This window comes from Tardiphaga sp. GW821-FHT12E02, assembly GCF_058807155.1.
Genome location: NZ_JBXAQK010000001.1, coordinates 5,038,772 through 5,060,066, shown reverse-complemented (window position 1 = coordinate 5,060,066; position 21,295 = coordinate 5,038,772). Strand labels below are relative to the sequence as shown.

Genomic DNA, 21,295 nt, shown 5'->3' with positions numbered 1-21,295 from the left:
CCACATGCGGCTAGAACGAGGGCGCCGCGCCCGGATTCATCGCGCGCGCGACATAGTCCTTCTGCTGCGGGCGGTAACGCTCCCACAGTGCGCGGAGTTCGCCGATCGGCGCCTCATGCCAGTCGACCCGCAGATCGACGACCGGCCAGTCGAACATGTGGGCCACATGCAGCCCCGCGGCATGTTCGTCGTCGGTTTCACCGCCGGCATCGAGGCCGGCTTCCAGCGCCGACATCAGCCGCTCCGCCAGAGGCTGTCCGACCATGGCCTCGAATTTGGCCAGCATCACGCTCGGCACTTTCTCGTCCACCAGCAGATTGCCCATCGCAAGACAGCCGGCGCCTTGCGCGATGCCGATAATGGGCAGCGCCTGTTCGCCACTATGCCAAGCTACCTGGCCGTAGCGATCGATCACGCCGACCTGCCGCCATGCCGGCTGCGGCGTGCCAAGGGCGAGATTGTGAAGCACAGCGCACGCGCCGAGGCCCTGGCGCAGCAACGCGAGACCCGTCGGACCGAGCGAGGGGTCGGTGACATTCTGCGACACCACAAGGCCGAGAGGCCCCACCCATGCGCAGCGCGCCGGCACTGCGATCGAGGACGACGTGATGGCAATGCCGAACGCGCCGGTCTCCGGACAACGTGCCGAGATGGAATAGGTCATCGTGATGCTCCTGCAAACGTAACGTGGGGGCAGTGTAGATGATCGACACCGCAGCTCAAATACTTTGCGAGCTGATCCGCATCGAAAGCATCAGCGCAAATTCGAATCTCGATATCATCGCTTATATCGAGCGCGTCCTCGCAGCGGCGGGCGTGACATCACGGCGCGTCCCATCGGGCGATGGAAATAAGGCGTCGCTGCTCGCAACCATCGGTCCTGCAGACAAGCCCGGCATCGTGCTGTCGGCGCATACGGATGTCGTGCCGGTCGATGGACAAGCCTGGACCGTGCCACCATTCGGCGGCGTGATCCGCGATGGGCGCGTCTACGGTCGCGGTGCCACCGACATGAAGGGTTTTCTTGCCGTGGTACTCGCTGCTGTGCCACGGCTGAAGCAGGCAGCGACGATCGCGCCGGTGCATCTGTGCTTCTCCTATGACGAGGAAGTCGGCTGCCGTGGCGCGCCGGATCTGGTGCGTGCTCTGATGCAATCGGTGGCGCCGCCGGCGCTGGCCATTGTCGGCGAGCCCACGACCATGCGCGTCGTCCGCGCTCACAAAGGTAAGGTGGCTCGCCGTATCACGGTGACCGGCCGCACCGGTCATTCTGCGATGCCGCATCGCGCCGCCAATGCCGTCGATGCCGCGGCAGCGATCGCATATGCGCTGCGCAGTCTCGCCGATGAGGAAATTGCACGCGGCGGTGATGCGGCCTTCGATCCGCCTTTCACCACCATCCATGTCGGCTCGCTGCATGGCGGCAGCGCCGTCAATCTGGTGCCGGAGCGCGCGGTGCTGGAATACGAAATCCGGACCATGCCGGGACGTAGCGCTGGCGACATCCTTGCAAGGATCGATGGACTGGTTGACCGCGAGCGCGATCGGCTCCGCGCCACTGCGCCGGAAGCCGATATCGTCTCTGAGGAGATCTCTGCCTATCCGGGTCTCGATATCCGCGCCGACCATGCAGCCACCCTGCTGATCGGCCGGCTCGCCGATGACCCGCAGCCGGCGACGACCGTCGCTTTCGGTACCGAAGCAGGCCTTTACGCGCAAGCCGGGATCCCGACGCTGGTCTGCGGACCCGGCGACATGGCGCGAGGCCACAAGGCTGACGAATGGATCGGTCTCGACGAGCTCGAGGCAGCGGATGCGATGATGGTGCGGCTGGCTGATCTTCTGCGCCGGCCAGGCGAACACTGGATGCAGAGCGGAGGAGCCCATGGCGACGACTAAAGCCTCTTTGAAACTGACACATGAAGGCGCGCTCAAGGCGCTGGCGGGCGCCGTGGCCAAGGCGGAAGCTCTTGGTGTTCCGCAAAACATCACCATCGTCGATGACGGCGGCAATCTGCTGGCTTTCGTTCGTATGGATGGCGCGAAGATGCTGTCGCGGGAGACCTCGTTGTCGAAAGCCATCACCGCTGCTTCGCACCGGCAACCGACGTCGCGGCTCAATCCTTCCGACGAGATTAAGCTGGCCATCGCAGGTGGTGGCCGGCTCACCAATCTCGAGGGCGGATTGCCGATCGTGATCGCAGGTCAGTGCGTGGGTGCGGTCGGCGTCGGATCTGGAACCGGCGCGCAGGACGTCGAAGTTGCACGCGCGGCGCTGGCGGCGATCGACGCCGAGGATCAGAAGCCATGACCGACAAGATCGAGCTGTTCTATGCCCCGACATCGCCTTACGTCCGCAAGGTCATGGTTTGTGCGATCGAGCTCGGGATGGCCGAGCACATCGTAAAACTGCCAAGCGCCGCACATCCGCTCAAGCGCGATGCACGGATCGCGAATTTCAACCCGCTGGCCAAGGTACCGGCTGCCAAGCTCGCCGATGGCACGTTGCTGTTCGACAGCCGTGTCATCTGCGAGTATCTCGACGACCTCGGGCAGGGCGCATTGTTTCCGCGCGGGCCGGAGCGCTGGCAGGTTCTTGCCGAACAGGCGCTTGGGGATGGCCTCCTCGATGCGGCGCTGCTCGCGCGTTATGAGAACACCTGTCGCAGCGAGGAGATGAGATCGCAGGAATGGATCGACGGTCAGATGACCAAGGTCGGCGCAGCGCTCGACGACATGGAGCGCTCCGTTTTGGTGTTCGGCACCCGTATCACCATCGGCAGCATTACCATCGCCTGCGCACTCGGCTATCTCGACTTCCGCTTCGCGTCATATGACTGGCGATCGTCGCGCCCGGCGCTGGCGAAATGGTTCGCGATCACATCGCAGCGGCCATCTCTGCAACAGACGGTTCCGGCGGATTAGCAACTTCATGGTCGCGCGAGACGAAACGTATGCTCTGCGCCATTAGTGAGCCGCTGTAGATCGGCCGCCTCGCTTGCGGTGCAGGCGATCTGCAAATTCGACGACCGACGCCTCATCGCCGGTCGGCTCGTGCGCGCCACGCGCGACGATCCCGGCGTGGTGGAAGCCCTCGGCAAGTCTGTGCTGTCCGTCCGCGTCCGCGTCTTTGCGCTGGGCGGCGCCATTCTCGGTATCGCCGGCAGCCTGCACGCGTTCTATTACACCTATATCGATCCGACCCAGTCCGGCCCGATCATCACCGCTTACGCTTTCATGGCTGTCGTCGTCGGCGGACGCGGCAGCAATCGCGGTGTGCTTGTCGCGGCCTTCACGCTGATCTTCCTGCTCGAAGGCAGCCGCTTCCTGATCGACCTCGTGCCCGGCCTCGGCGCCTCGGAACTCGCCGCGATCCGGCTGTTCCTTGTCGGAGTGGGGCTGGTTGGTCTACTGATCTTCAAACCCGACGGTTTTGGCCGCGAGCCGCGTTCGGCGCTCGCAAACAGGACCAATTGATCCCAGGAGTTTCCCATGGCCCGCGTTACCCTCAAGCGTCGCGACGATCTGCCCGACCATCTCAAGCCACTGTGGGACCGCATGATCAGCTATGGCCCGTTCGCGGGACAGGCCGGCGCAATGGCGCAACGGTTGCCGATCTTCGAGCATATGTGGCGCCTGCTGACCGATCTGTCCGACGAGGGCGTGCTTAAGAAGCGCTATCTCGAACTCGGCATTGTCGCGACCTCGCTGGTCAATCAATGCGAGTTCTGTGTTGCCCAGCATTCACCAAAACTTGCCGTGGAAGGCATTACGCCGGACGGCGCCGCCAGTCTGCTCGATTGGGAGAAACATCCGGAACTGGACGAGGTCGATCGTCTTGTCGTCGAATACGCCATCGCGGTGACGTCGAACTGGAGCCGCATCCGCGACGCCATGTTCGAGCGCCTGCGCGCGCATTTCAGCGAACCGCAGATCGTGGAGCTGACCTGGCGCATCGCGCTGTGCGGCGCGTTCAATCGCTTCAATGACGTGTTGCAAGTGGAAGTGGACGTGTGACGATCCACGGATGTCGTCCCCGCGAATGCGGGGACCCATACACGCTGTCAGTCTGCTTTTCTGCGTAGGAGAGACCGTCCCTTAAACGAAACGGCGGTGGTTATGGGTCCCCGCCTTCGCGAGGACGACAGAGCTACTGACGATACTGCGCCGCCGGATGACTCGTCGGTAGCAACGCGCCGCCACCGGCGAACAGCTTTTCCCGCAACGTGCCGTCGCGATACGCGCTCTTGTAGAGCCCGCGCGATTGCAGCTCCGGCACCACCAGATCGACAAAAGCCGCCAGCGATTCCGGCGCCACCAGCCGCACCAGATTGAAACCGTCGATATCTGTTTTGTCAGCCCAGTCAGCGATCTCGTCGGCGACATCCTGCGGCGAGCCTACCACGAAAGGCGCCCGCGCGCCGGCAGGGCTCAGTGTCGCGAGATCGCCGACCTTCATCGGCACGTCGCTGCGTTTGGTAAGATTTTCCACCATCGACTGGATCGCGTTGCTCTCGACATATTGCAGCGCCTGGTTCGGCTCGTACTTGGAAAAATCCATGCCGGTCCAGCCTGACAGCAGCGCGAGCTGTCCGCGTTGATCCACATAGGATGCATATTCCGCGTGCAGATCCTTCGCTTCGCCACGCGTGGGCGCGACGATGACGGTCAGTCCGGCGAAGAGCTTGATGTCATAGGGCGAGCGGCCGAACTCCTTGGTCGCCGTGCGGATCGCCTTCACCGTCTCGGCCAGCATCGGTTTGGTCTGGCCGTTGAGGAAGATCGCTTCGGCATGTTTGGCGGCAAAGTTGCGCCCGCGCTTCGAAGCGCCTGCCTGATAGAGCAAGGGCGTGCGTTGCGGTGACGGCTCCGACAGATGGATGCCATCGACCCGGTAATGTGGTCCGTCGTGATGGATCGCGCGGACCTTGGTAGGATCGGTAAAGACCCGGCTCGCACGGTCGCGCTTGACCGCATCCTGCGCCCAGCTACCTTCCCAGAGCTTGTAGGTAGCGGCGAGGAAATCCTCGGCGACGTCGTAGCGATCATCGTGCGCGCGGTTGGCGTCAAAGCCCATGCCACGCGCGCCGCTTTCGAGATAGCCGGTGACGATGTTCCAGCCGATGCGGCCTTGGGTCAAATGGTCGAGCGTCGAGAAACGGCGTGCGAAATGATAGGGATGATCCAGCGTCAGATTGGCAGTGATGCCAAAACCGAGATGTTTCGTCACCAGCGCCATCGCCGAGACGAACAGGGTCGGATCCGCATTGGGAATCTGGACGCCGTGCTTGATCGCTGTTTCCGGGCTGTCGCCGAACACGTCATAGACGCCGAACACATCGGCCAGAAAAATGCCATCGAGCAGGCCGCGTTCGGCGGTTTTCGCAAAGGTCGTCCAGTAATCGAGCGTGTTGTAGCCGATCGATGCATCGCGCGGATGCGACCACAGGCCGGCCCAGTTATGGCTGGGGGCAGTCATATTGAAGGCGTTGAAGCGAAGTTCTCGTTTTGAAGTCATGCAGTCTCGTCGCGGAGAAGAGGGAGAAGCGTGCGGCCCTGCCGTTCGATTTCCGCAAGATAGGGTGTATCGGACAGAATGAAAGTCCGGATGCCGAGATCGCGATATTTCCGTAGCGAACGCGCGACCTCCTCGGCTGATCCGACAAGCCAGGTCGTGCCGGCGCCGGCTGCGCCGTATTTTCCGGGCGCCGTATAGAGATTGTCATCGAGCACGTCGCCACGAGCTTGTAGATCGAGCAAGCGGCGCTGGCCAACGGCGATGGGCGGGCCGTGATCATTCCAGCCGGCACCGGCCTTCTTGGCCATCGCGGCCACCTTGGCTTCGGCGACGGACCAGGCTTCGGAGGATGTCTCGCGCACCACCGTGGTGATGCGCAGGCCGAATTCCAGAGGAGCGAGATCGCGATCGAAGCGTTGGCTCAGATCCCTGAGCCTTGCGATGCGCTCCTTCACATCGGCGAGCGGCTCTCCCCAGAACAGTTGAACATCGGCTTCTGTGGCGGCAACGCGCTCGGCAGCTTCAGAGGCGCCGCCAAAATACAGCCTAGGGTGCCTGCGATCGTCGCGCACTGAAATCCGCGGTGCTGCCGTTGAGTTGGCCACGCGAAAATGCTCGCCGGCGTAAGTGACGTTTTCCTCGGTCCAGAGGCGGCGCACGAGCCGCATGAACTCCTTGGTGCGATCGTAGCGATGAGTGGAGTCGGCTTCCTCATCTCCGTAAGCGGCAAGGTCGTCTTTACCGGACACGATATTGACGCGGACACGGCCACCGGTGAGCTGATCGAGGGTGGCTGCTGCCGATGCAAAATGCGCCGGGCGCCAATAGCCGGGACGGATCGCGATCAGAGGTTGGAATTCCGTCGTCCGTGCTGCCAAAGCGGCTGCCACGGTGAAAGTATCTGGCCGCCCCCAACCGGTGCCGATCAGCGCGCCGCGCCAGCCGTTGCGTTCGATCGCCTGCGCTTGGTCGGTGAGTGTGGTGAGACTGTTATGGTTTGCATCGCCGGTGTCGCCGCGATGGCCAGCCTTGACGTCATTCGGGATGTACCACAGAAATTCCGACTGAGCGCTCAAGGTCATCTCCAGTGTCGTTATCTAGCGGCGCGCCACGATACCACGCAGTTCCATGGCATGTCATGCGCGCCGCCAGTGTCATTTCTCAGGCGGCGCGCAAGCGGCTATTGCTTATCCGCCCATTGTCGAGCAAAGCGCGCGCGGCGCGTTCAGCAGCGCGCGCTGACCCGAAATGCGTCCCTTCGAGGGCATCAAAGGCGGTCTCCGACGAAAAGAAGCGGAAACCACGCTCCTCGGCGACGACGATGCCGGCGGTCTGGTTGGCGATTTCGATGATATAGGCGTGAGACATGTGTTTGTTCACTGCAGAGCAGCGATCCCATTCAAGAATTGTGATGTCACGAGAGTAACGATTGACGTCTGGCTGGGATCAACAACACGCGCCGGTGGCCGCGGACACGCAGCGGCGTGTCACGCTCTTGCGCAACTCGCTCACGACTATCCTTTTGATCGCGGTCATGGGTGCCTCAAAGCACTGGATTGTCAGGCTAGATGTCGCTGGAATGACCGTTCTGGTCAATGAAATGGCTATCCATATTCGCGCAGGACGCGCGTCGGATATCCTGCGATGGATGCGCTCTGCGGAAAGTCTTTCGCGCTGTTGCCGTCGCCTGGCTGTTCATCGTTAGCTGTCAAAGCCGGCAGGAATGAAAGCCGGCAGTTTTTCCTCGATGAAGCGCTTTACCTCAGGAGACTTGAACACCTTGATGAATGCGGCAAGGCGGGGATCGTCCTTCTTGTCCGCGCGGGCGGTGAAACGAAGCACAAGCCCTTCTTCGATGGTGCGATCGATGATCAAGGCCGATTTCGGATCGCCGCCGGCAAGGATCAGATAGGTGATATTGACCAGCCCGAGCGTGACGTCATCCAGCGAGCGATAGGTTTGCGCTGGATCAAGTTCGACGATTTTGAGGTTCTTTGGATTCTCGGTGATATCGAATTTCGATACCGAAAAGCCTTTGCCGGGTGCGAGCTTGATGAGGCCGGCGCGCTCCAAAAGGATCAGCCCGCGTGCACCATTGAGCGGCTCGTTCGGAATGGCGACGCTATCGCCGGATTTGATCTCGCTGAGGCTTTTGACCTTTTTCGAGAACAGACCGACCGGGGCAATCACGCCGACCTTGTCGGCCTGGGCGAGATTGAATCCGCGCGTCTTGTTCTGGATCGCCAGATAAGTGCTGTGCTGGAAGAAATTGGCATCGGCATCGCCATTCTGCACCGTCTCGTTGATCACGATCCAGTCGGTTATCTCGATCGTCTTGACATCGATACCTTTCGCCTTGGCGAGGTTGGCAGCGAAAGAAATGAGTTGGCCAACGGGACCTGCGCTTGCGGCGATCCTGAGCGGCTGGTCTGCAGCAGCTGCGCCATTTAACGCCAGCAGTATGGCGCCGGCCTGGATGATGCGAGACAAGATATGGTTCATGTGAGCGATCTCCTCATTTGATGCGCAAATTGTAGAGATACGTGGGCTGAAAGCGATGAGATCGATTTCGTTTTTTGCGGGCGGGCCGTAGATCAAACGTAATTTGCAGGAATGTCCGACAGGCTGATATTTTGCCGAGAAATACGGTTCTCGTAGCGAAGCAATGCAGAGACGTTTCCTCGCAGCTCGTAAGATTCGATCTGGTCGTCACTCCATGAGTGTGCCTGGCAGCAGACCAATCAGAGCGAGGAGCCTCGAATCCCTATCGTTAACGGCATTAGCGAGCGATTAACCTGAAACGGTCCACCGCTCGATTTGCGTTGCGCTGTTTCTTATGCTCGGCGGAGTTCTTGTAGTCGTGCCTGCGACAGGTCGCCACGACCGGAAGGATGTTCCTCGCGCTGGTCTTGGGACTGCTGGGCGGCACCTTGCTGGGCTGGGGTGCCATGATCGGGTTGGTATGCACCGTGGGCACGCTGTTCTCGGGCATCTCGGCTGGTGCGCTGTCGGGCGGGGTGTTTGCGGCGGCGGTGTTCGGCGGAACGGCCATCATGCTGTAGGGCGGCCTGCTTCTGCGGCGTTGAGGCCGCAGACGAAGGTGTCATGATGAATGCTGCCCCCAGCGCTCGACTGTCAGACGGCTGATTGTCTTGAACACCAGTTCCTCGACGATGAGGCCGATCAGGATGACGGTAAGCAGGCCGGCAAACACGCTGTCGGTCTCCAGCTGCGCGCGGTTCGTATAGATGAACCAGCCGAGACCGCCGGACCTTGCGCTGACGCCGAACACGAGTTCGGCTGCGATCAGCGTGCGCCAGGCAAAAGCCCAGCCGATCCGCAGGCCCGACAGGATATGCGGGAAGGCGGCCGGCATCAGGATTTCGGTGATGAAGCGGCCATGGGACAGGCCGAGATTTCGTCCCACCATGCGCAAGGTCGGCGACACCGACAGGAAGCCGCTGTGAAGGGCGAGCGCCACCGGCCATAACACCGAATGCACGGTGACAAAAAGCAGGCTGGGCACGCCGATGCCGAACCACAGCAACGCGACCGGGAGCAGCGCGATCGCTGGCAGTGGATTGAACATGGATGTCAGCAGCCCCAGCGTATCGCTGCCCCAGCGCGACATCATCGCAAAAGCCGTCAGCACAATGGCGATGGCAATGGCCAGGACATAGCCGGTTGTCAGCACCCGGAGTGATGTCAGCGCCCGATCAGGTAGTTCGCCGGACAGTGTAGCTTTCGCCAGTGCATTGAAAGTGGCTGTGAGTGTCGGCAGTAGCAGCGAGTTGTCGAGCCACCGCGCATACAGCTCCCAGATGGCGGCAAGCACCGCGAGGATGATGATCCGTCGAAAGGTGCTGCTGCCGGTCCATCGCGACAAGCGCGGCAGCGAGCGGGCGTGCACGACGTCACGCATGGGCGGCACTTCCGTCAAACACGCTCTGCTGAATGCTGCGTTCGAGCGCGCCAAAGCCGGTCGAGCCGCGAATGCGATCATCGGCCGACACGGTGAAACTTGCGGCGAGGCGGCCGGGATGTGCGGTCAATGCCAGGATGCGGGTACCGACCACGATGGCTTCGTCGATGCCATGGGTCACGAACAGCGCGGTGCTGCCGGTTTCCTCACAAAGTGCCAACAGCTCGTCCTGCATCTGGCGCCGCGTCAGCGCATCCAATGCGGCGAAGGGTTCGTCCATCAGTAGCAGGCGCGGTTGTAGCGCAAAGGCGCGGGCGATCGCCACGCGCTGTTTCATGCCACCGGACAACGTGTGCGGATAGGCGTCGAGGAAGCGCCCGAGCCCGACACGCGTCAGCCAGTCGCGCGCCTCGCGCTCCGCTTGCTGTCGCGACAGCTTGCGGCCGCGCTCCAGCGCGTAGCGGACATTGCCCAACGCGCTGCGCCACGGCAGCAGCTGGTCAAATTCCTGGAACACGGTCATCCGGTCCGGCGCGGGACGGATGATCGGCGCACCATCGATCAGGATCTCGCCATGGGTCGGCGCAAGAAAACCGCCGATGGCGCGCAATAGGGTCGACTTTCCGGAGCCGGAGGGGCCGATCAGAACCAGCCTCTAGCCGGCATGAAGCGCAAAGGAGACGTCATCGACGGCGGTGAGCGTGCCTTCGCGCGTCGCATAGTCGATGCCGACATGATTGACCTGAAGCAGCGGTGCGGAGCTGGCGTCGCTGCTTGCTGTGGGACGCGTCAGTGTGGCGATGGACACATCAGCTTCCGGGCTTGTCCTTGAGGCCAGACCAGAACATATCCTGCCAGCGTGCTGGCGCCTGCTTGATCAGGCCGACCTTGGCTTCGAAATCAGCAAATTTCTGCGCACCTTCGGGAGCGGTGGTGAAGCGCACGCCGGGATCGCGGATGATGGCCTCGATGAAGTCCGGTGCCAGCTTGGAGCTTTCCGCCTTGATATACAGCGCTGCCGCGTCCTTCGGATTGGCGGTGATCCAGGCATTGGCGCGATCGAGCGCATTGACGAAGGCCTCGATGGTCTTCGGATTATCGGTGGCGAATTTCGTGGTCGAATAAACGACGTTGAAGGTGTGCGGCCCGCCCAGCACATCATAGCTGTTCAGGATGCCGTGAACCTTGCCGGTAGCGAGCTGCTGCTGCACGAAGGGCGGCGAGGTGAAATGCGCGGTGATTTCCGATCTGCCCGACAGGATCGCCGCGGTCGCATCCGGATGCGGCATGCTGACGGTGAGATCGTCAAGTTTGTCATATTTGCCGAACTCCTTGTCCGCTGCCATCTGCAACAGGATCGGCTGGAAGCCGACCTTGACCGACGGCAGTGCGATGCGGTCGCGTTCGGTGAGATCCTTGATGCTCTTGATATTCGGATTGTTGGTGGTCAGCACATTGGCCATCGATCCGAGAGCCGCGATGCCGATGATCTTGGCATTGCTGCGGGTCTTGTCCCAGGTCAGGATCATCGGTGTGATGCCGGCGGTCGCAAAGTCGAGGCCGCCGGAGATCAGCGCCTCGTTCATCGCCGCTGCACCGGACAGCCGCAGCCATTCAATGGTCGGCGGCTTGATGCCGAGCTTGCGGGCTTCTTCTTCGACAAAACCTTTCTCGTTCGCCACGATCAGCGGCAGATAGCCGATGCCGAATTGCTGGGCGATGCGCAGTCTGTCGGTCTCCGCGCGCGCGACCTGGGTGCCACAGAACGACATCACGAGTGGCAGGCAGGCAATGATCCAGGCACGAAGCGTTGCCCGATGGGGGGGTGGTTTGCTCATGACGATCTCCAGAAGCAGCGTGCAATGAAATGTTGCGCGGACTGTATTGAAATAGGATCCTGGTTCCAGCGGAGAGTGCTGTAACACCTAAAATCGAAAAGTGTGTCTCCGCGGAGTGCCGCAAAGGGGTAAGATTTCCCGCGAAATATGTTGATAGTAGAAAATACGGCACGCGAGCGAAATGTATCACGCGAATGAGCGCCGATGGGGATCGTTCGAATTGGATAGCAGCAGGATACAGCGCTTCTTTTGCTATTTTCGTTAGAGCGTTGCGGTGCGAGTTGGTTATGCCAGAGTCCCTGCATCAATCATGATGCAGGGAGAAGGGTAACGATGTTGGGAATGGACGCGATGCCGAGACGGCTCGCAAAACTGGCTGCAGTGGTGTCAGTGCTGGCGATGGTCGGCGCCGGCTTTGCGCATGGTGAAACCATTCGTGTTGGTGTGACAGCTGGTCCGCATGCGGAGGTGCTTGAGGCCGTCCGCAAAGTCGCCGCCGAGCGCGGGCTTGAAATCAAGGCGGTGGAGTTCACCGACTATGTATTCCCCAATCAGGCGCTCGCCAACAAAGACCTCGAGGCCAATTCGTTTCAGCACGAGCCCTATCTGAAAAACCAGGTCGCCAAGACCGGCTGGAAGATCGTCAAGGTCGCCACCACGACGGCGTCGCCGATGGGCATCTATTCAAAGAAATACAAGAGCTTTGCCGATGTCCCGAATGGCGCGACCATTGCCATCCCGAACGATCCCAGCAATGGGGCGCGTTCGCTGCAGATCCTGGCGGTGAATGGAATCATCACGCTGAAGGATCCTGCCAATACCACTGCAGGCATTGCCGATATCGCCCAGAATACAAAGAAGCTGAAATTCGTCGAACTCGACGCCGCGCAGCTTGCCCGCTCGCTGGGGGACGTCGATGCTGCCGCGGTCAACAATAACTATGCGGTGCAGGCAGGTCTCGATCCGGTCAATGACAGCCTGATCAAGGAGCCGCCGGTGACGCCGTGGGTCAACATCATCGCCGTCCGTGAGGAGGACAAGAATAAGCCATGGGTCAAGACCCTGACTGAATCCTATCGCTCGGAACCCGTGAAGCAGTTTGTGCTGACGCGCTTCAAGGGCGCTTACGTACCCAGCTGGTAATGACAGAACGTGTAGGGTGGGCAAGCTTCGCTTTGCCCACCCTACAAACGGCAGCGCGGCTAGAAAAATCCCTTGGCCGGCAGTGGCGTGCCATTGACCTCGAAGGCGCCGATGGCCTGCGCCTTGACGGTGACGGGATTGTGCGAGGACAGCGTCCGCGCGTTGCGCCAATGCCGATCGAGATTGTCGGACGTCTTGGTTGCGGATGCGCCGCCGGCATCGAACAGAAGGCTTCCGCTGCGGATGGCGAGTTCGTCGGTGATGACCTTCGCCTGCGCCGAATGCAGGGCGGCTGCATGAGCAAGCGTCGTGTCTTCGCCGTCGCCCGCGCGGCTGGCAGCATCCAGCGCATCAGCGGCGGCCAGCACCACAGCCTCGGCGGCGAATGCATTGCTTGAGATTTGCCCCACGGTCTGTTGCAGGACAGGATCCTCGCGCGGGTTAAGTGAAGGCGAATAATAGAAGTTGCGCGCGCGGCGACGGACGAGGTCGGCGGCGTCACGGCGGATCGCTCCAACGATGCCGGCATTGATGGCGGTCAGGAACAGCTGCGCGAATGTATTCGCATAGGCCGCGCCGTAACCGACATTCGGCGCATCCACGATCAGCTCCGACGCTTCGACACGGACATTGTGAAAGTGTGTCGTACCGCTGCCGGTGAGGCGCTGTCCGCTGCCGTCCCAGTCATCAACAATCTCGATACCCTCGCGCTTCACCGGGATCACGGTGGTCGCGAGTCGCTTGTCATGCGTGGCCACGCGCACCAGCACGTAGTCGGAGTAGATCGTGCCGGTGCTGTAATATTTCGTTCCGTTCAGGCGATAACCATCGCCATCGGGTGTGACGTTGGTGGCCGGTGCGATGTCGCCGACCTGCGAACTGCCGAGCTCGGTGGTCGCCAGGCCGATCAACGCGCCGCCAACCACATCGTCGCGCCATTTGCGACTCTGCGCGCTCAGCGGCGTCAACGCCAGGCGCTCGACGACACTAAAATGGTTGCGCAGGATATGCGCGACATTGGCGTCGGCGGTGCCCAGCCTGATGATAGTGGAGAACAGCTCACGCAGCGATACGCCGCCGCCGCCATCGGCCTTGGGGATGCGCAGCGCGCCTATCCGCGACTGACGGATCAGATCCACGATATCGTAGGGCAGAGTGCGTTCACGCTCGCGCTTGGATTCGTCCTGCGCGATATAGTCGAATAGCGCCGTTAGCGAGGGTGAGTCGATGTGAAGCGGTCGCGATTGACCGGGAAACTGTGGCGCTGCTGTTTTGTTCATGGCTGTCTCACGAGGGGTTGAGTGGCGTTCAGTGCGCCATGGATTGAACGAGGATGATGGGCCGGCTGGTGGAATCCGAGCGGCGCGCCGATTGATCGACAGAAGCGGCTATCGCGACGGCAAGGGCAGCCGATATGGCCACAGCGAATACGGGGGAATGCGACATGAATGGCTTCATTGCCGTCATTAAGACTGCGGTCGCATCCCTTTTTGAATTCCAAAATTCAGCCAAACGCGACGGGATCGTGCTGCCGGATGGCCGGTCACGAGTGGTTGGTTTCAGGCGGATACGGCTGTCGCGTCCCGATTGGCATAGCGGCTCTGCGGACGGGCAAGGCCGAGATGCTCGCGCAGCGTCGTGCCTTCATAATCCCGCCTGAAGATGCCGCGCTTCTGCAGCAATGGCACGACTTCATCCACGAATGTCGCAAGCCCGCTCGGCAACACATCGGGCATCAGATTGAAGCCATCGGCAGCACCCGCGGCGAACCACGCTGCAATGTCGTCAGCGATCTGCTCGGGCGTGCCGACAATGATGCGATGGCCGACCCCGCCGCCCAGCGCTTTAAGTAGTTCACGAACGGTAAGGTTGCCTTTTCGTGCGAGATTCACTGTGCCGTGGAACATGGTCTGGTTCGCGTTGACAGGAACTGGGAGGTCAGGCAACGGCTTGTCGAGTTCGAGCAGATCAGGCGAAACCTGCAACGTGCCGGCAAGGCGCGACAGGCTGTACTGGATCGGCACCAGATCCCACAATTCGTCCTGCCGTCTTTTCGCCTCGGCCTCGGTGCCGCCGATGACGGTGGCGAGGCCGGGCAGGATGACGATGGAATCCGATGGGCGCCCATAAGCGACGGCCCGCGAACGCAGGTCGCGCGCATAGGCGACGCCGTCCGCGATCGATTGCGACAATGTGAACACCGCTTCCGCCTGTGCTGCGGCGAGATCGCGACCATCGCTCGAACAGCCCGCCTGTACCGTTATCGGCCGCCCTTGCGGCGAGCGGGGTACATTCAGCGGCCCATCGACATTGTAATGTGCACCGCGGTGCTTGATGGCATGGACCTTCGACCTATCCACGAAACGCGCCGTTGCCTTGTCGCCGACAAAAGCATCGTCCTCCCAGCTATCCCACAGCGCATGAACCACCTCGACGAATTCCTTGGCGCGATCGTAGCGCGCCTTGTGCTCAAGCACCTGCGGCAGGCCGAAATTGCGGCCGGCGGCGGCGTCCGCCGTCGTCACCGCATTCCAGCCGACACGGCCGCGGCTGGCATGATCGAGCGTCGCGAAGCGTCGTGCTATATTGTAGGGTTCGTTATAGGTCGTCGATGCCGTCGCAATCAGGCCGATACGGCTGGTCGCGGCAGCGACCGAGGCGAGGACGATGGTTGGCTCCATAGAGAGGAACGGCCGCAAGTCGATGCGGTCGGTCACCGCCGGCGTATCGGCCAAAAAGATCGCGTCGAATTTTCCGCGTTCGGCGATCTTCGCGACATTGATGTAATGCCCGACATCGAAGAATGCACCGGGATCGCTGTCCGGCAGCCGCCACGCCGACGCATAGACGCCGGAATGAAGCAGGTTCACGTTGAGATGCAGTTGACGCTGGCTCATATGTCCTCGTGGCGATGATCTTGGGATGATGCGCCGTTATTCGGCGGCAAGCGCAGGCGCGTGTGCGTGGCGGAACGACGCCGCCGGATGCGGAGCAGCAAGCCGCGCGCGGCCGGTGCCGAACAGTTTTTCCCGCAACGTGCCAGGCTCATACTCAGCCTTGTAGATGCCTCGGCGCGTCAGTTCGGGCACGAGCAGATCGACGATGTCCTCGAATGTGCCGGGCGAGATGGCGAAGGCCAGATTGAGGCCGTCCACATCGGTCTCGCGCACCCACTCCTCGATCGCATCTGCGGCCTGGGCCGGTGTGCCGATGATGATCGGTCCGATGCCGCCGATGCCGACATGCTCGGCGACCTCGCGCACGGTCCAGACGCGGTCGGGGTCCGCGCGAGTGATGTTGTCCATCGCCGTGCGGCCGGCATCGTTGAGAACGTGCTGAACCTCCTGGTCGAGGTCGTAGGTTGAAAAATCCACCCCGGTCCAGCCCGACATCAGGGTCAGCGCACCTTCGTGATTGATGTGGCGGCGATAGTCCTCGTGTTTCGCGCGCGCCTCGTCTTCGGTCTTGCCGAGAATAACCGTCATCATGCTGAAGATCAGGATCTCCGAGGGATCCCGACCAGTCTCGGCGGTCAGTGCGCGGAGCGAGGCGACGCGCGGCGCGATCACCTTGGCGGATGGGCCGGAGATGAAGACGCATTCGGCGTGCTGGGCCGCGAACAGTTTACCGCGCAGCGAGGACCCGGCCTGATAGAGAACGGGTGTGCGTTGCGGTGACGGCTCAGCGAGATGGATGGCATCGACCGTATAATGCGTGCCGTAATGCTGTACGCGATGCACGCGCGATGGATCGGTGAAGACGGCCGCATCCCGGTCGCGCACTGCCGCATCGTCCTCCCAACTGCTTTCCCACAGCTTGTAGACCACTTCCATATATTCTTCGGCCACGTCGTATCGATCGTCATGAGCGGTTTGCTTCGCCTTGCCCATGCCGCGGGCGGCGCTGTCGAGATAGCCGGTGACGATGTTCCAGCCGATGCGGCCGTCTGTGAGATGATCGAGCGTCGATATCCGGCGCGCAAATGTGTAGGGCGGCTCATAGGAGAGCGTGCAGGTGACGCCGAAGCCGAGGTGACTGGTGACGGATGCCATCGCCGACACCAGCATCAGTGGATCGTTGACCGGAACCTGTGCTGCGTTGCGCAGCGCCGCATCGACATTGCCGCCATAGACGTCATACACGCCGAGCACGTCGGCGAGAAACAGGCCGTCGAAACGTCCGCGCTCCAGCGTCTTGGCAAGATCTAGCCAGTAGCTCAAACGATTGTAGTCGCTGGAGCGGTCATCGGGATGCGTCCACAGGCCCGGCGATTGATGCGCGACGCAGTTCATTGCGAAAGCGTTGAGACGGATCTGTTTGGTCATGCTGTGCTCCATTGGGCCGCTTGCACTAGGCACGTGCAGCGGGCTGACGTCCGCCGAGCGGCTCACCGAACGGGCCTGTGTTGGCGCGTGCGTGTTGCGTTCCGGTGTTAGGCGTCAGGTTCAGCAACGGGAAGACCAGCTCAGCAAACCGGTAGGCCTCCTCGAGATGCGGATAGCCGGACAGGATGAATGTATCGATGCCGAGTGCCTGATATTCGCGGATACGCGTCGCAACCGTTTCGGGATCGCCGACCAGTGCCGTGCCGGCCCCACCGCGCACAAGGCCGACGCCGGCCCACAGATTGGGGCTGACTTCGAGCTTGTCGCGCCGTCCACCATGCAGCTGCGACATCCGCTGCTGTCCAACGGAATCCATGCGACCGAGAATGCTTTGTGCCGATGCGATCGTCTCGTCGGTAAGATATTCGATCAATTCATCGGCCGCCTGCCAAGCCTCTTCATTCGTGTGGCGGACGATGACGTGCAGCCGAATGCCGAAGCTGACGGTGCGATCGCGGGCCTCGGCGAGCTTGCGGACGCGGCCAATCTTTTCGGCGACCTGATCCGGCGGTTCGCCCCACGTGAGATATTTATCGACGGTATCGACAGCGACGTCGATGCCGGCTTCGGAGGAGCCGCCGAAATAGAACGCCGGGCGCGGGTCCTGTGCGGGCGGATAGAGGATGCGGCCGTCTTCGATGGTGATGTGCTTGCCCTTCACATTGACGGGTTCGCCCTTGAGAAGATCGCCATAGACGTTGAGAAACTCGCGCGTCACCTCATAACGCTCGTCATGATCGAGAAACACGCCATCGCCACGATTCTCGATGGCGTCACCGCCGGTGACGATATTGATCAGCAGGCGGCCGTTGGTGAGGCGATCGAGTGTCGCCGTCATGCGCGCCGCCACCGTGGGCGACTGCAGGCCCGGCCTCACCGCGACGAGATAGCGTAGGCGCTTTGTCCACGGCGCGATCGCTGATGCGATCACCCATGAATCCTCGCAATTGCGCCCGGTTGGCAGCAGGACGCCATAATAGCCAAGACGATCAGTCGCCTGCGCGATTTCGCGGAGATAGTCGAAATCGACATCACGTCCGCCGATGGTGGTACCGAGATGGTGGCCGTCGCCGCTCGTGGGCAGGAACCAGAGGACTTTCAGATCATCATTCGCAGCAGTCATGGTGCAAGCGGTCCCGCGGCTTCGGAGATGGAGATGGCTTTGGGGATAAGGCCCAGCGCGTGGAAGGTGTCGGCCACCTGCTGCTGTTCGGCGATCACCTGCGTGGTGATCGGCTTGATACCGTAGGACTGGCGCGTCAGCGCGACTTCGAGAACCGGGACTGGCAGCCCGACCGAGGGGCTCAGCTGTTCTGCCACGGCCTTGATGTCGGTCCTGGCCCAGTCATCGACTTCACGCAGGCTTTCCAGGATCACATCGACCAGCTTCGGTTCGCTTTCCAGAAACTTCTGTGAGGCCAGATAGAACTGATAGTTTGAGACTGTGTCCGTTCCATCGGCCAGTGTGCGTGCGCCGATGGCAGCTTCGGCTGAAGCCTGGAACGGATCCCAGATCACCCATGCATCGACGGCGCCGCGTTCGAACGCGGCACGGGCATCGGCAGGAGCGAGAAACACCGGCGTGATGTCGGCATATTTGACATTGACCTTCTCCAACGCCTTGACCAGCAGATAGTGGACATTGGAGCCCTTGTTCAGCGCAACCTTTTTGCCTTTGAGGTCCGCGACGGTTTTCAGCGGGCTGTCTTTCGGCACTAGGATCGCTTCGCCTTTCGGTGCCGGAGGCTCGAAGGCGACATATCGGATCGGGGCGCCCGCGGCCTGCGCGAAAATCGGTGGTGCTTCGCCGGTGTTGCCGAAATCGAGCGCCCCCACATTGATGCCTTCGAGCAAAGCTGGTCCGGCATTGAATTCGGCCCATTTGACGCTGTAGCCGAGCGCCTTCAGCTTTGGCTCCAGGCTGCCTTTGCTCTTCAGCAGCACGAGCTTGCCGTATTTCTGGAAGCCGATGCGGACCGTCTTGTCCTGGGCATGGGCAGCATCCGGTGTCATCGACGACGCGATGCCGATCGCGAGTGCCAGACCTGCGGTTGCAAGCATCTTCGTCAAACGTCGCCTGCCGAGCATTTTCATGTTCTCCTGTCGCCGGAATATGCGGCGCAACAGGAGCCATTACAGCCTCGGTCCATGACTTCTGGGAATTCCAAAAGAACCGGCGATGTCGGTGCGATCCGACTGCGAGATCGGGTGTTCTAGAGAAGGTTGTACTACGCGTCATATTGGCGATGCAGGTCGCGGAAATGCTCAAACTGCTGCAAGAACACGTGCCGGCTGGAAAGGAGCGGCAATCGCGTCACTCGACGGGCGCGAGCGGGGGTGGCAGAGTAATATTCCGTCCAATTCGGTTCTGTTTCAGCAGGTGGTCGTGCGGTTTCTCACGCTGCGTTATTTCAACGAAGTTGCCAGGCTGGGATCGATCCGGAAGGCAGCTGATCGGCTTCATGTTGCGCCCTCGGCCATCAGTCGGCAGATCGCGCAACTGGAACATGAGGTCGATGCGATCCTGTTCGAGCGATCGAAGGGCGGCGTGCAACTGACCGTCGCGGGAGAGGTGTTGGCGCGACACAGTCACCGCATTTTCCGTGATCTTGATCGGGCCCAGACGGGAATCGACGAGTTGCGCGGCCTTCGGCGTGGCGAGGTCTCTCTCTGGGTGATCGAGGGGATGGTGTCGGATCTGTTGCCCGGCGTACTCGCTCGCTTCCACGAAAAATATCCTGGCGTCTCGTTCAAGGTGCTGACGGCCTCCAGCGATCGCATCATCGAAGCGTTGCTGGCAGACGAGGCCGATATCGGCATTACGTTCAATGCACCGAAACGGATCGAGATCGAGATCGTCGGCGAGTTCATTGAGCCGATTTACTGCCTGGTCGCGGCATCTCACGAATTTGCGTCCCGCGCGTCTCTGACGCTGGCCGATATCTGCAGCACGCCGCTCGCTTTGTCAGAGCACAGTTTCGGCCTGCGGCAGATATTTGAGCGTGCCGTCATCGAGCGTCGGCTCAAACCGAAGATCGTGGTGACGACCAACTCCCTCGAATTGACCAAGACAATGGCTGCCACCGGAAAAGCGGTGACCTTCATGCCGGCGCTGACGGTCATCAAGGAACTGGCGACCGGCAGCCTGCGCGCCATTCCGGTCAATGAGCCCGAATTTGTCTCCGGACGCTCCAGCATCAGCGTCCATCGCGACCGGCCACTGCCTCACGCAGCGCAGGAATTCCTGAAAGTCCTGACTGCCGAGTTGAAGCGTTTATCCGCAGCGCCGCGTGCGACATCCGCAGGATCGGCAGACGCCTCCAGCTGACGTGTTGCCTTTTCGGTACGGCCACATGACAGATTCTCGTCTTTGCACGATTGGGGGCGCTGGTTAGGTTTTGGGCATCCGTCCTTCATGGAGTGCCCGATGCCCCGAAATGTGAAATTTCCTTCTCCGTCGCTGGTGCTTTCGAGGCGCAGTGTTCTCCTTGGAGCCAGTTCCGCCGGTGCGGCCTTCGCACTGGCGCAGATGGGATCGCCGGCGGTGGCGCAGGGCCTGACCTCGGTCCGTGTCTCCGAAGCCATCCATCTCGGGATTTACGTGTCCGTCTATGCTGCCAAGTTCGGCGGCTATTTCAAGAAGCACGGTCTCGATGTCGCCGTCAGCTCGGCGGGCGGTATCGCTGCGGCATTGCCCGTCGTGCTGTCGGGTAATGCAACATTCGCCGTCACCGGCACAGGCATGTCGGTGAACGCCGCCGTCGAGGGCGCCAAGATCTCGAACATCGCCAAGATCGTCGGCGGAATGGCCATGTGGGCCGTCGCCAAGCCCGGTGCAAACTTCAAGACCATCGACGACTTCAAGGGCAAAACCGTTGCCACCCTGCGTTTCCCGTCCTCCACGATTCAGGTCCCCACCTACATTATGAAGGAAAAGGGCGGCTTCGATGCCGAGAAGGCAGGCGTCAAGTTCCTGCAGCTGCCGGCCGGTGCCCAGGCGCAGGCGGTGCTTGACGGTCGCGCCGATGTCGCCGTGATGTTCGAATGGGATGCCAGCATTTCCAAGCAGCAGTTCGGTCTGGAAGCTGTGATGTCGCTCGGCGACTTCATCCCGCCGGCCGCCTTCACCACGGCAATGCTGCCGACCGCCGAGGTCACGAAAAATCCGGCGATGGTGCAGGCTTTCTGCGACGCGCTCGCCGAAGCGCAGGCTGCGCTGCATGCGGATCGCGAATTGTTCGTGAAGACCTCGCAGGTTGAATTCCCGCAGCTCTCCGAGGCCGTCATCCGTTCGGCGGCGGATAATATCATGGTCAAATCCCTGGCCGTTCCGAAGGCGCCGACCATTTCCAAGGCGGAGTGGGATGCCGATATCGCCTTCGAGATTGCCGGCGGTTCGCTCAAGGTCGGCCGTCCCTATGAGGAGATGGTCAACAACACATTCGCCGAAAAGGCCGCAGCCAAGTTCAACAAGGCCGGCTGAGGGAGA

General features: G+C 61.4%; 23 protein-coding genes. 9 read left to right on the top strand and 14 right to left on the bottom strand.

Features of this window, described 5'->3' with window-relative positions:
• Positions 1-10 precede the first annotated feature (10 nt).
• Positions 11-664 (bottom strand): DUF1028 domain-containing protein, encoded by a 654-nt coding sequence (locus AC1RQ5_RS23985; RefSeq protein WP_493202298.1) that lies wholly within the window; start codon positions 662-664, stop codon positions 11-13.
• 38 nt (positions 665-702) lie between these two features.
• On the opposite strand from AC1RQ5_RS23985, the gene argE reads away from it, so the two are divergent.
• From argE to AC1RQ5_RS23960, 5 genes are read left to right on the top strand one after another with little or no spacing between them, the layout of a single operon-like run.
• Positions 703-1,899, top strand: coding sequence for an acetylornithine deacetylase (gene argE, locus AC1RQ5_RS23980; RefSeq protein WP_493202297.1), 1,197 nt, complete (start codon positions 703-705; stop codon positions 1,897-1,899).
• Entirely contained in the window at positions 1,886-2,311 is a 426-nt protein-coding gene (locus AC1RQ5_RS23975) for a GlcG/HbpS family heme-binding protein (protein ID WP_398479339.1), read from the top strand. The genes argE and AC1RQ5_RS23975 overlap by 14 nt, the downstream gene beginning before the upstream one ends.
• A gap of 8 nt (positions 2,312-2,319) precedes the next feature.
• Positions 2,320-2,925, top strand: coding sequence for a glutathione S-transferase (locus AC1RQ5_RS23970; RefSeq protein ID WP_493203542.1), 606 nt, complete (start codon positions 2,320-2,322; stop codon positions 2,923-2,925).
• Between the two features lie 45 nt (positions 2,926-2,970).
• Positions 2,971-3,477 (top strand): branched-chain amino acid ABC transporter permease, encoded by a 507-nt coding sequence (locus AC1RQ5_RS23965; protein ID WP_493202295.1) that lies wholly within the window; start codon positions 2,971-2,973, stop codon positions 3,475-3,477.
• Between the two features lie 15 nt (positions 3,478-3,492).
• Complete coding sequence (locus tag AC1RQ5_RS23960) at positions 3,493-4,017, top strand: carboxymuconolactone decarboxylase family protein (protein ID WP_493202293.1); 525 nt, start codon at positions 3,493-3,495, stop codon at positions 4,015-4,017.
• A gap of 133 nt (positions 4,018-4,150) precedes the next feature.
• On the opposite strand, the gene AC1RQ5_RS23955 is transcribed toward AC1RQ5_RS23960, so the two are convergent.
• From AC1RQ5_RS23955 to AC1RQ5_RS23940, 4 genes are all read right to left on the bottom strand, one after another.
• The gene (locus AC1RQ5_RS23955; protein WP_493202291.1) at positions 4,151-5,518 is read right to left on the bottom strand and encodes an LLM class flavin-dependent oxidoreductase; all 1,368 of its coding nucleotides are present in this window, start codon (positions 5,516-5,518) and stop codon (positions 4,151-4,153) included.
• Positions 5,515-6,594: an LLM class flavin-dependent oxidoreductase gene (locus tag AC1RQ5_RS23950; protein ID WP_493202289.1), complete on the bottom strand. Its 1,080-nt coding sequence runs from the start codon at positions 6,592-6,594 to the stop codon at positions 5,515-5,517. Before AC1RQ5_RS23950 ends, AC1RQ5_RS23955 begins: the two co-directional genes overlap by 4 nt.
• Before the next feature lie 85 nt (positions 6,595-6,679).
• Complete coding sequence (locus tag AC1RQ5_RS23945; RefSeq protein WP_493202287.1) at positions 6,680-6,886, bottom strand: hypothetical protein; 207 nt, start codon at positions 6,884-6,886, stop codon at positions 6,680-6,682.
• A 333-nt stretch (positions 6,887-7,219) separates the two neighbouring features.
• A complete protein-coding gene (locus tag AC1RQ5_RS23940) occupies positions 7,220-8,020 on the bottom strand; it encodes a MetQ/NlpA family ABC transporter substrate-binding protein (RefSeq protein WP_493202286.1) in 801 nt (266 codons plus the stop codon).
• A 389-nt stretch (positions 8,021-8,409) separates the two neighbouring features.
• Between AC1RQ5_RS23940 and AC1RQ5_RS23935 the strand changes: the two genes are divergently transcribed.
• Positions 8,410-8,580, top strand: coding sequence for a hypothetical protein (locus AC1RQ5_RS23935; protein WP_493202284.1), 171 nt, complete (start codon positions 8,410-8,412; stop codon positions 8,578-8,580).
• A gap of 41 nt (positions 8,581-8,621) precedes the next feature.
• On the opposite strand, the gene AC1RQ5_RS23930 is transcribed toward AC1RQ5_RS23935, so the two are convergent.
• Genes AC1RQ5_RS23930 through AC1RQ5_RS23915 form a run of 4 tightly spaced genes read right to left on the bottom strand, consistent with a single transcriptional unit; the run spans position 8,622 to position 11,278 of the window.
• Positions 8,622-9,440 (bottom strand): ABC transporter permease, encoded by an 819-nt coding sequence (locus tag AC1RQ5_RS23930; protein ID WP_493202282.1) that lies wholly within the window; start codon positions 9,438-9,440, stop codon positions 8,622-8,624.
• Entirely contained in the window at positions 9,433-10,083 is a 651-nt protein-coding gene (locus AC1RQ5_RS23925) for an ABC transporter ATP-binding protein (protein WP_493203540.1), read from the bottom strand. Before AC1RQ5_RS23925 ends, AC1RQ5_RS23930 begins: the two co-directional genes overlap by 8 nt.
• Before the next feature lie 12 nt (positions 10,084-10,095).
• A complete protein-coding gene (locus tag AC1RQ5_RS23920) occupies positions 10,096-10,248 on the bottom strand; it encodes a hypothetical protein (protein ID WP_493202280.1) in 153 nt (50 codons plus the stop codon).
• Position 10,249: 1 nt separating this feature from the next.
• A complete protein-coding gene (locus tag AC1RQ5_RS23915) occupies positions 10,250-11,278 on the bottom strand; it encodes an ABC transporter substrate-binding protein (protein ID WP_493202279.1) in 1,029 nt (342 codons plus the stop codon).
• Between the two features lie 351 nt (positions 11,279-11,629).
• Between AC1RQ5_RS23915 and AC1RQ5_RS23910 the strand changes: the two genes are divergently transcribed.
• Positions 11,630-12,421 (top strand): MetQ/NlpA family ABC transporter substrate-binding protein, encoded by a 792-nt coding sequence (locus tag AC1RQ5_RS23910; protein WP_493202278.1) that lies wholly within the window; start codon positions 11,630-11,632, stop codon positions 12,419-12,421.
• Positions 12,422-12,480: 59 nt separating this feature from the next.
• Here the strand turns inward: AC1RQ5_RS23910 and AC1RQ5_RS23905 are convergent, their stop codons facing one another.
• The 5 genes from AC1RQ5_RS23905 to AC1RQ5_RS23885 all read right to left on the bottom strand — a co-directional run bounded on the left by AC1RQ5_RS23905 (position 12,481) and on the right by AC1RQ5_RS23885 (position 18,867).
• Entirely contained in the window at positions 12,481-13,701 is a 1,221-nt protein-coding gene (locus AC1RQ5_RS23905; RefSeq protein ID WP_493202277.1) for an acyl-CoA dehydrogenase family protein, read from the bottom strand.
• Between the two features lie 279 nt (positions 13,702-13,980).
• A complete protein-coding gene (locus tag AC1RQ5_RS23900) occupies positions 13,981-15,318 on the bottom strand; it encodes an LLM class flavin-dependent oxidoreductase (RefSeq protein WP_493202275.1) in 1,338 nt (445 codons plus the stop codon).
• Between the two features lie 36 nt (positions 15,319-15,354).
• Positions 15,355-16,746 carry an LLM class flavin-dependent oxidoreductase gene (locus AC1RQ5_RS23895; RefSeq protein WP_493202273.1) on the bottom strand — a complete coding sequence of 464 codons (1,392 nt, stop codon included), beginning with the start codon at positions 16,744-16,746 and terminating at the stop codon, positions 15,355-15,357.
• A 25-nt stretch (positions 16,747-16,771) separates the two neighbouring features.
• The gene (gene ssuD, locus AC1RQ5_RS23890; RefSeq protein ID WP_493202272.1) at positions 16,772-17,929 is read right to left on the bottom strand and encodes an FMNH2-dependent alkanesulfonate monooxygenase; all 1,158 of its coding nucleotides are present in this window, start codon (positions 17,927-17,929) and stop codon (positions 16,772-16,774) included.
• A complete protein-coding gene (locus AC1RQ5_RS23885; RefSeq protein ID WP_493203538.1) occupies positions 17,926-18,867 on the bottom strand; it encodes a sulfonate ABC transporter substrate-binding protein in 942 nt (313 codons plus the stop codon). Before AC1RQ5_RS23885 ends, ssuD begins: the two co-directional genes overlap by 4 nt.
• Before the next feature lie 118 nt (positions 18,868-18,985).
• On the opposite strand from AC1RQ5_RS23885, the gene AC1RQ5_RS23880 reads away from it, so the two are divergent.
• Positions 18,986-20,134 (top strand): LysR family transcriptional regulator, encoded by a 1,149-nt coding sequence (locus AC1RQ5_RS23880; RefSeq protein ID WP_493202271.1) that lies wholly within the window; start codon positions 18,986-18,988, stop codon positions 20,132-20,134.
• A 99-nt stretch (positions 20,135-20,233) separates the two neighbouring features.
• Positions 20,234-21,289 carry an ABC transporter substrate-binding protein gene (locus AC1RQ5_RS23875; protein WP_398478147.1) on the top strand — a complete coding sequence of 352 codons (1,056 nt, stop codon included), beginning with the start codon at positions 20,234-20,236 and terminating at the stop codon, positions 21,287-21,289.
• The last annotated feature ends 6 nt before the right edge of the window (positions 21,290-21,295 follow it).

Excerpts from the sequence above, each read along its gene's own strand:
- AC1RQ5_RS23900 (WP_493202275.1), bottom strand. The coding sequence starts at position 15,318 with ATGAGCCAGCGTCAACTGCATCTCAACGTGAACCTGCTTCATTCCGGC.
- AC1RQ5_RS23935 (WP_493202284.1), top strand. The coding sequence starts at position 8,410 with ATGTTCCTCGCGCTGGTCTTGGGACTGCTGGGCGGCACCTTGCTGGGC.
- AC1RQ5_RS23960 (WP_493202293.1), top strand. The coding sequence starts at position 3,493 with ATGGCCCGCGTTACCCTCAAGCGTCGCGACGATCTGCCCGACCATCTC.
- AC1RQ5_RS23905 (WP_493202277.1), bottom strand. The coding sequence starts at position 13,701 with ATGAACAAAACAGCAGCGCCACAGTTTCCCGGTCAATCGCGACCGCTT.
- AC1RQ5_RS23875 (WP_398478147.1), top strand. The coding sequence starts at position 20,234 with ATGCCCCGAAATGTGAAATTTCCTTCTCCGTCGCTGGTGCTTTCGAGG.
- AC1RQ5_RS23955 (WP_493202291.1), bottom strand. The coding sequence starts at position 5,518 with ATGACTTCAAAACGAGAACTTCGCTTCAACGCCTTCAATATGACTGCC.
- AC1RQ5_RS23895 (WP_493202273.1), bottom strand. The coding sequence starts at position 16,746 with ATGACCAAACAGATCCGTCTCAACGCTTTCGCAATGAACTGCGTCGCG.
- AC1RQ5_RS23885 (WP_493203538.1), bottom strand. The coding sequence starts at position 18,867 with ATGCTTGCAACCGCAGGTCTGGCACTCGCGATCGGCATCGCGTCGTCG.
- AC1RQ5_RS23910 (WP_493202278.1), top strand. The coding sequence starts at position 11,630 with ATGCCGAGACGGCTCGCAAAACTGGCTGCAGTGGTGTCAGTGCTGGCG.
- ssuD (WP_493202272.1), bottom strand. The coding sequence starts at position 17,929 with ATGACTGCTGCGAATGATGATCTGAAAGTCCTCTGGTTCCTGCCCACG.
- AC1RQ5_RS23985 (WP_493202298.1), bottom strand. The coding sequence starts at position 664 with ATGACCTATTCCATCTCGGCACGTTGTCCGGAGACCGGCGCGTTCGGC.
- AC1RQ5_RS23915 (WP_493202279.1), bottom strand. The coding sequence starts at position 11,278 with ATGAGCAAACCACCCCCCCATCGGGCAACGCTTCGTGCCTGGATCATT.
- AC1RQ5_RS23940 (WP_493202286.1), bottom strand. The coding sequence starts at position 8,020 with ATGAACCATATCTTGTCTCGCATCATCCAGGCCGGCGCCATACTGCTG.
- AC1RQ5_RS23930 (WP_493202282.1), bottom strand. The coding sequence starts at position 9,440 with ATGCGTGACGTCGTGCACGCCCGCTCGCTGCCGCGCTTGTCGCGATGG.
- AC1RQ5_RS23880 (WP_493202271.1), top strand. The coding sequence starts at position 18,986 with ATGTCGGTGCGATCCGACTGCGAGATCGGGTGTTCTAGAGAAGGTTGT.
- AC1RQ5_RS23945 (WP_493202287.1), bottom strand. The coding sequence starts at position 6,886 with ATGTCTCACGCCTATATCATCGAAATCGCCAACCAGACCGCCGGCATC.
- AC1RQ5_RS23975 (WP_398479339.1), top strand. The coding sequence starts at position 1,886 with ATGGCGACGACTAAAGCCTCTTTGAAACTGACACATGAAGGCGCGCTC.
- argE (WP_493202297.1), top strand. The coding sequence starts at position 703 with ATGATCGACACCGCAGCTCAAATACTTTGCGAGCTGATCCGCATCGAA.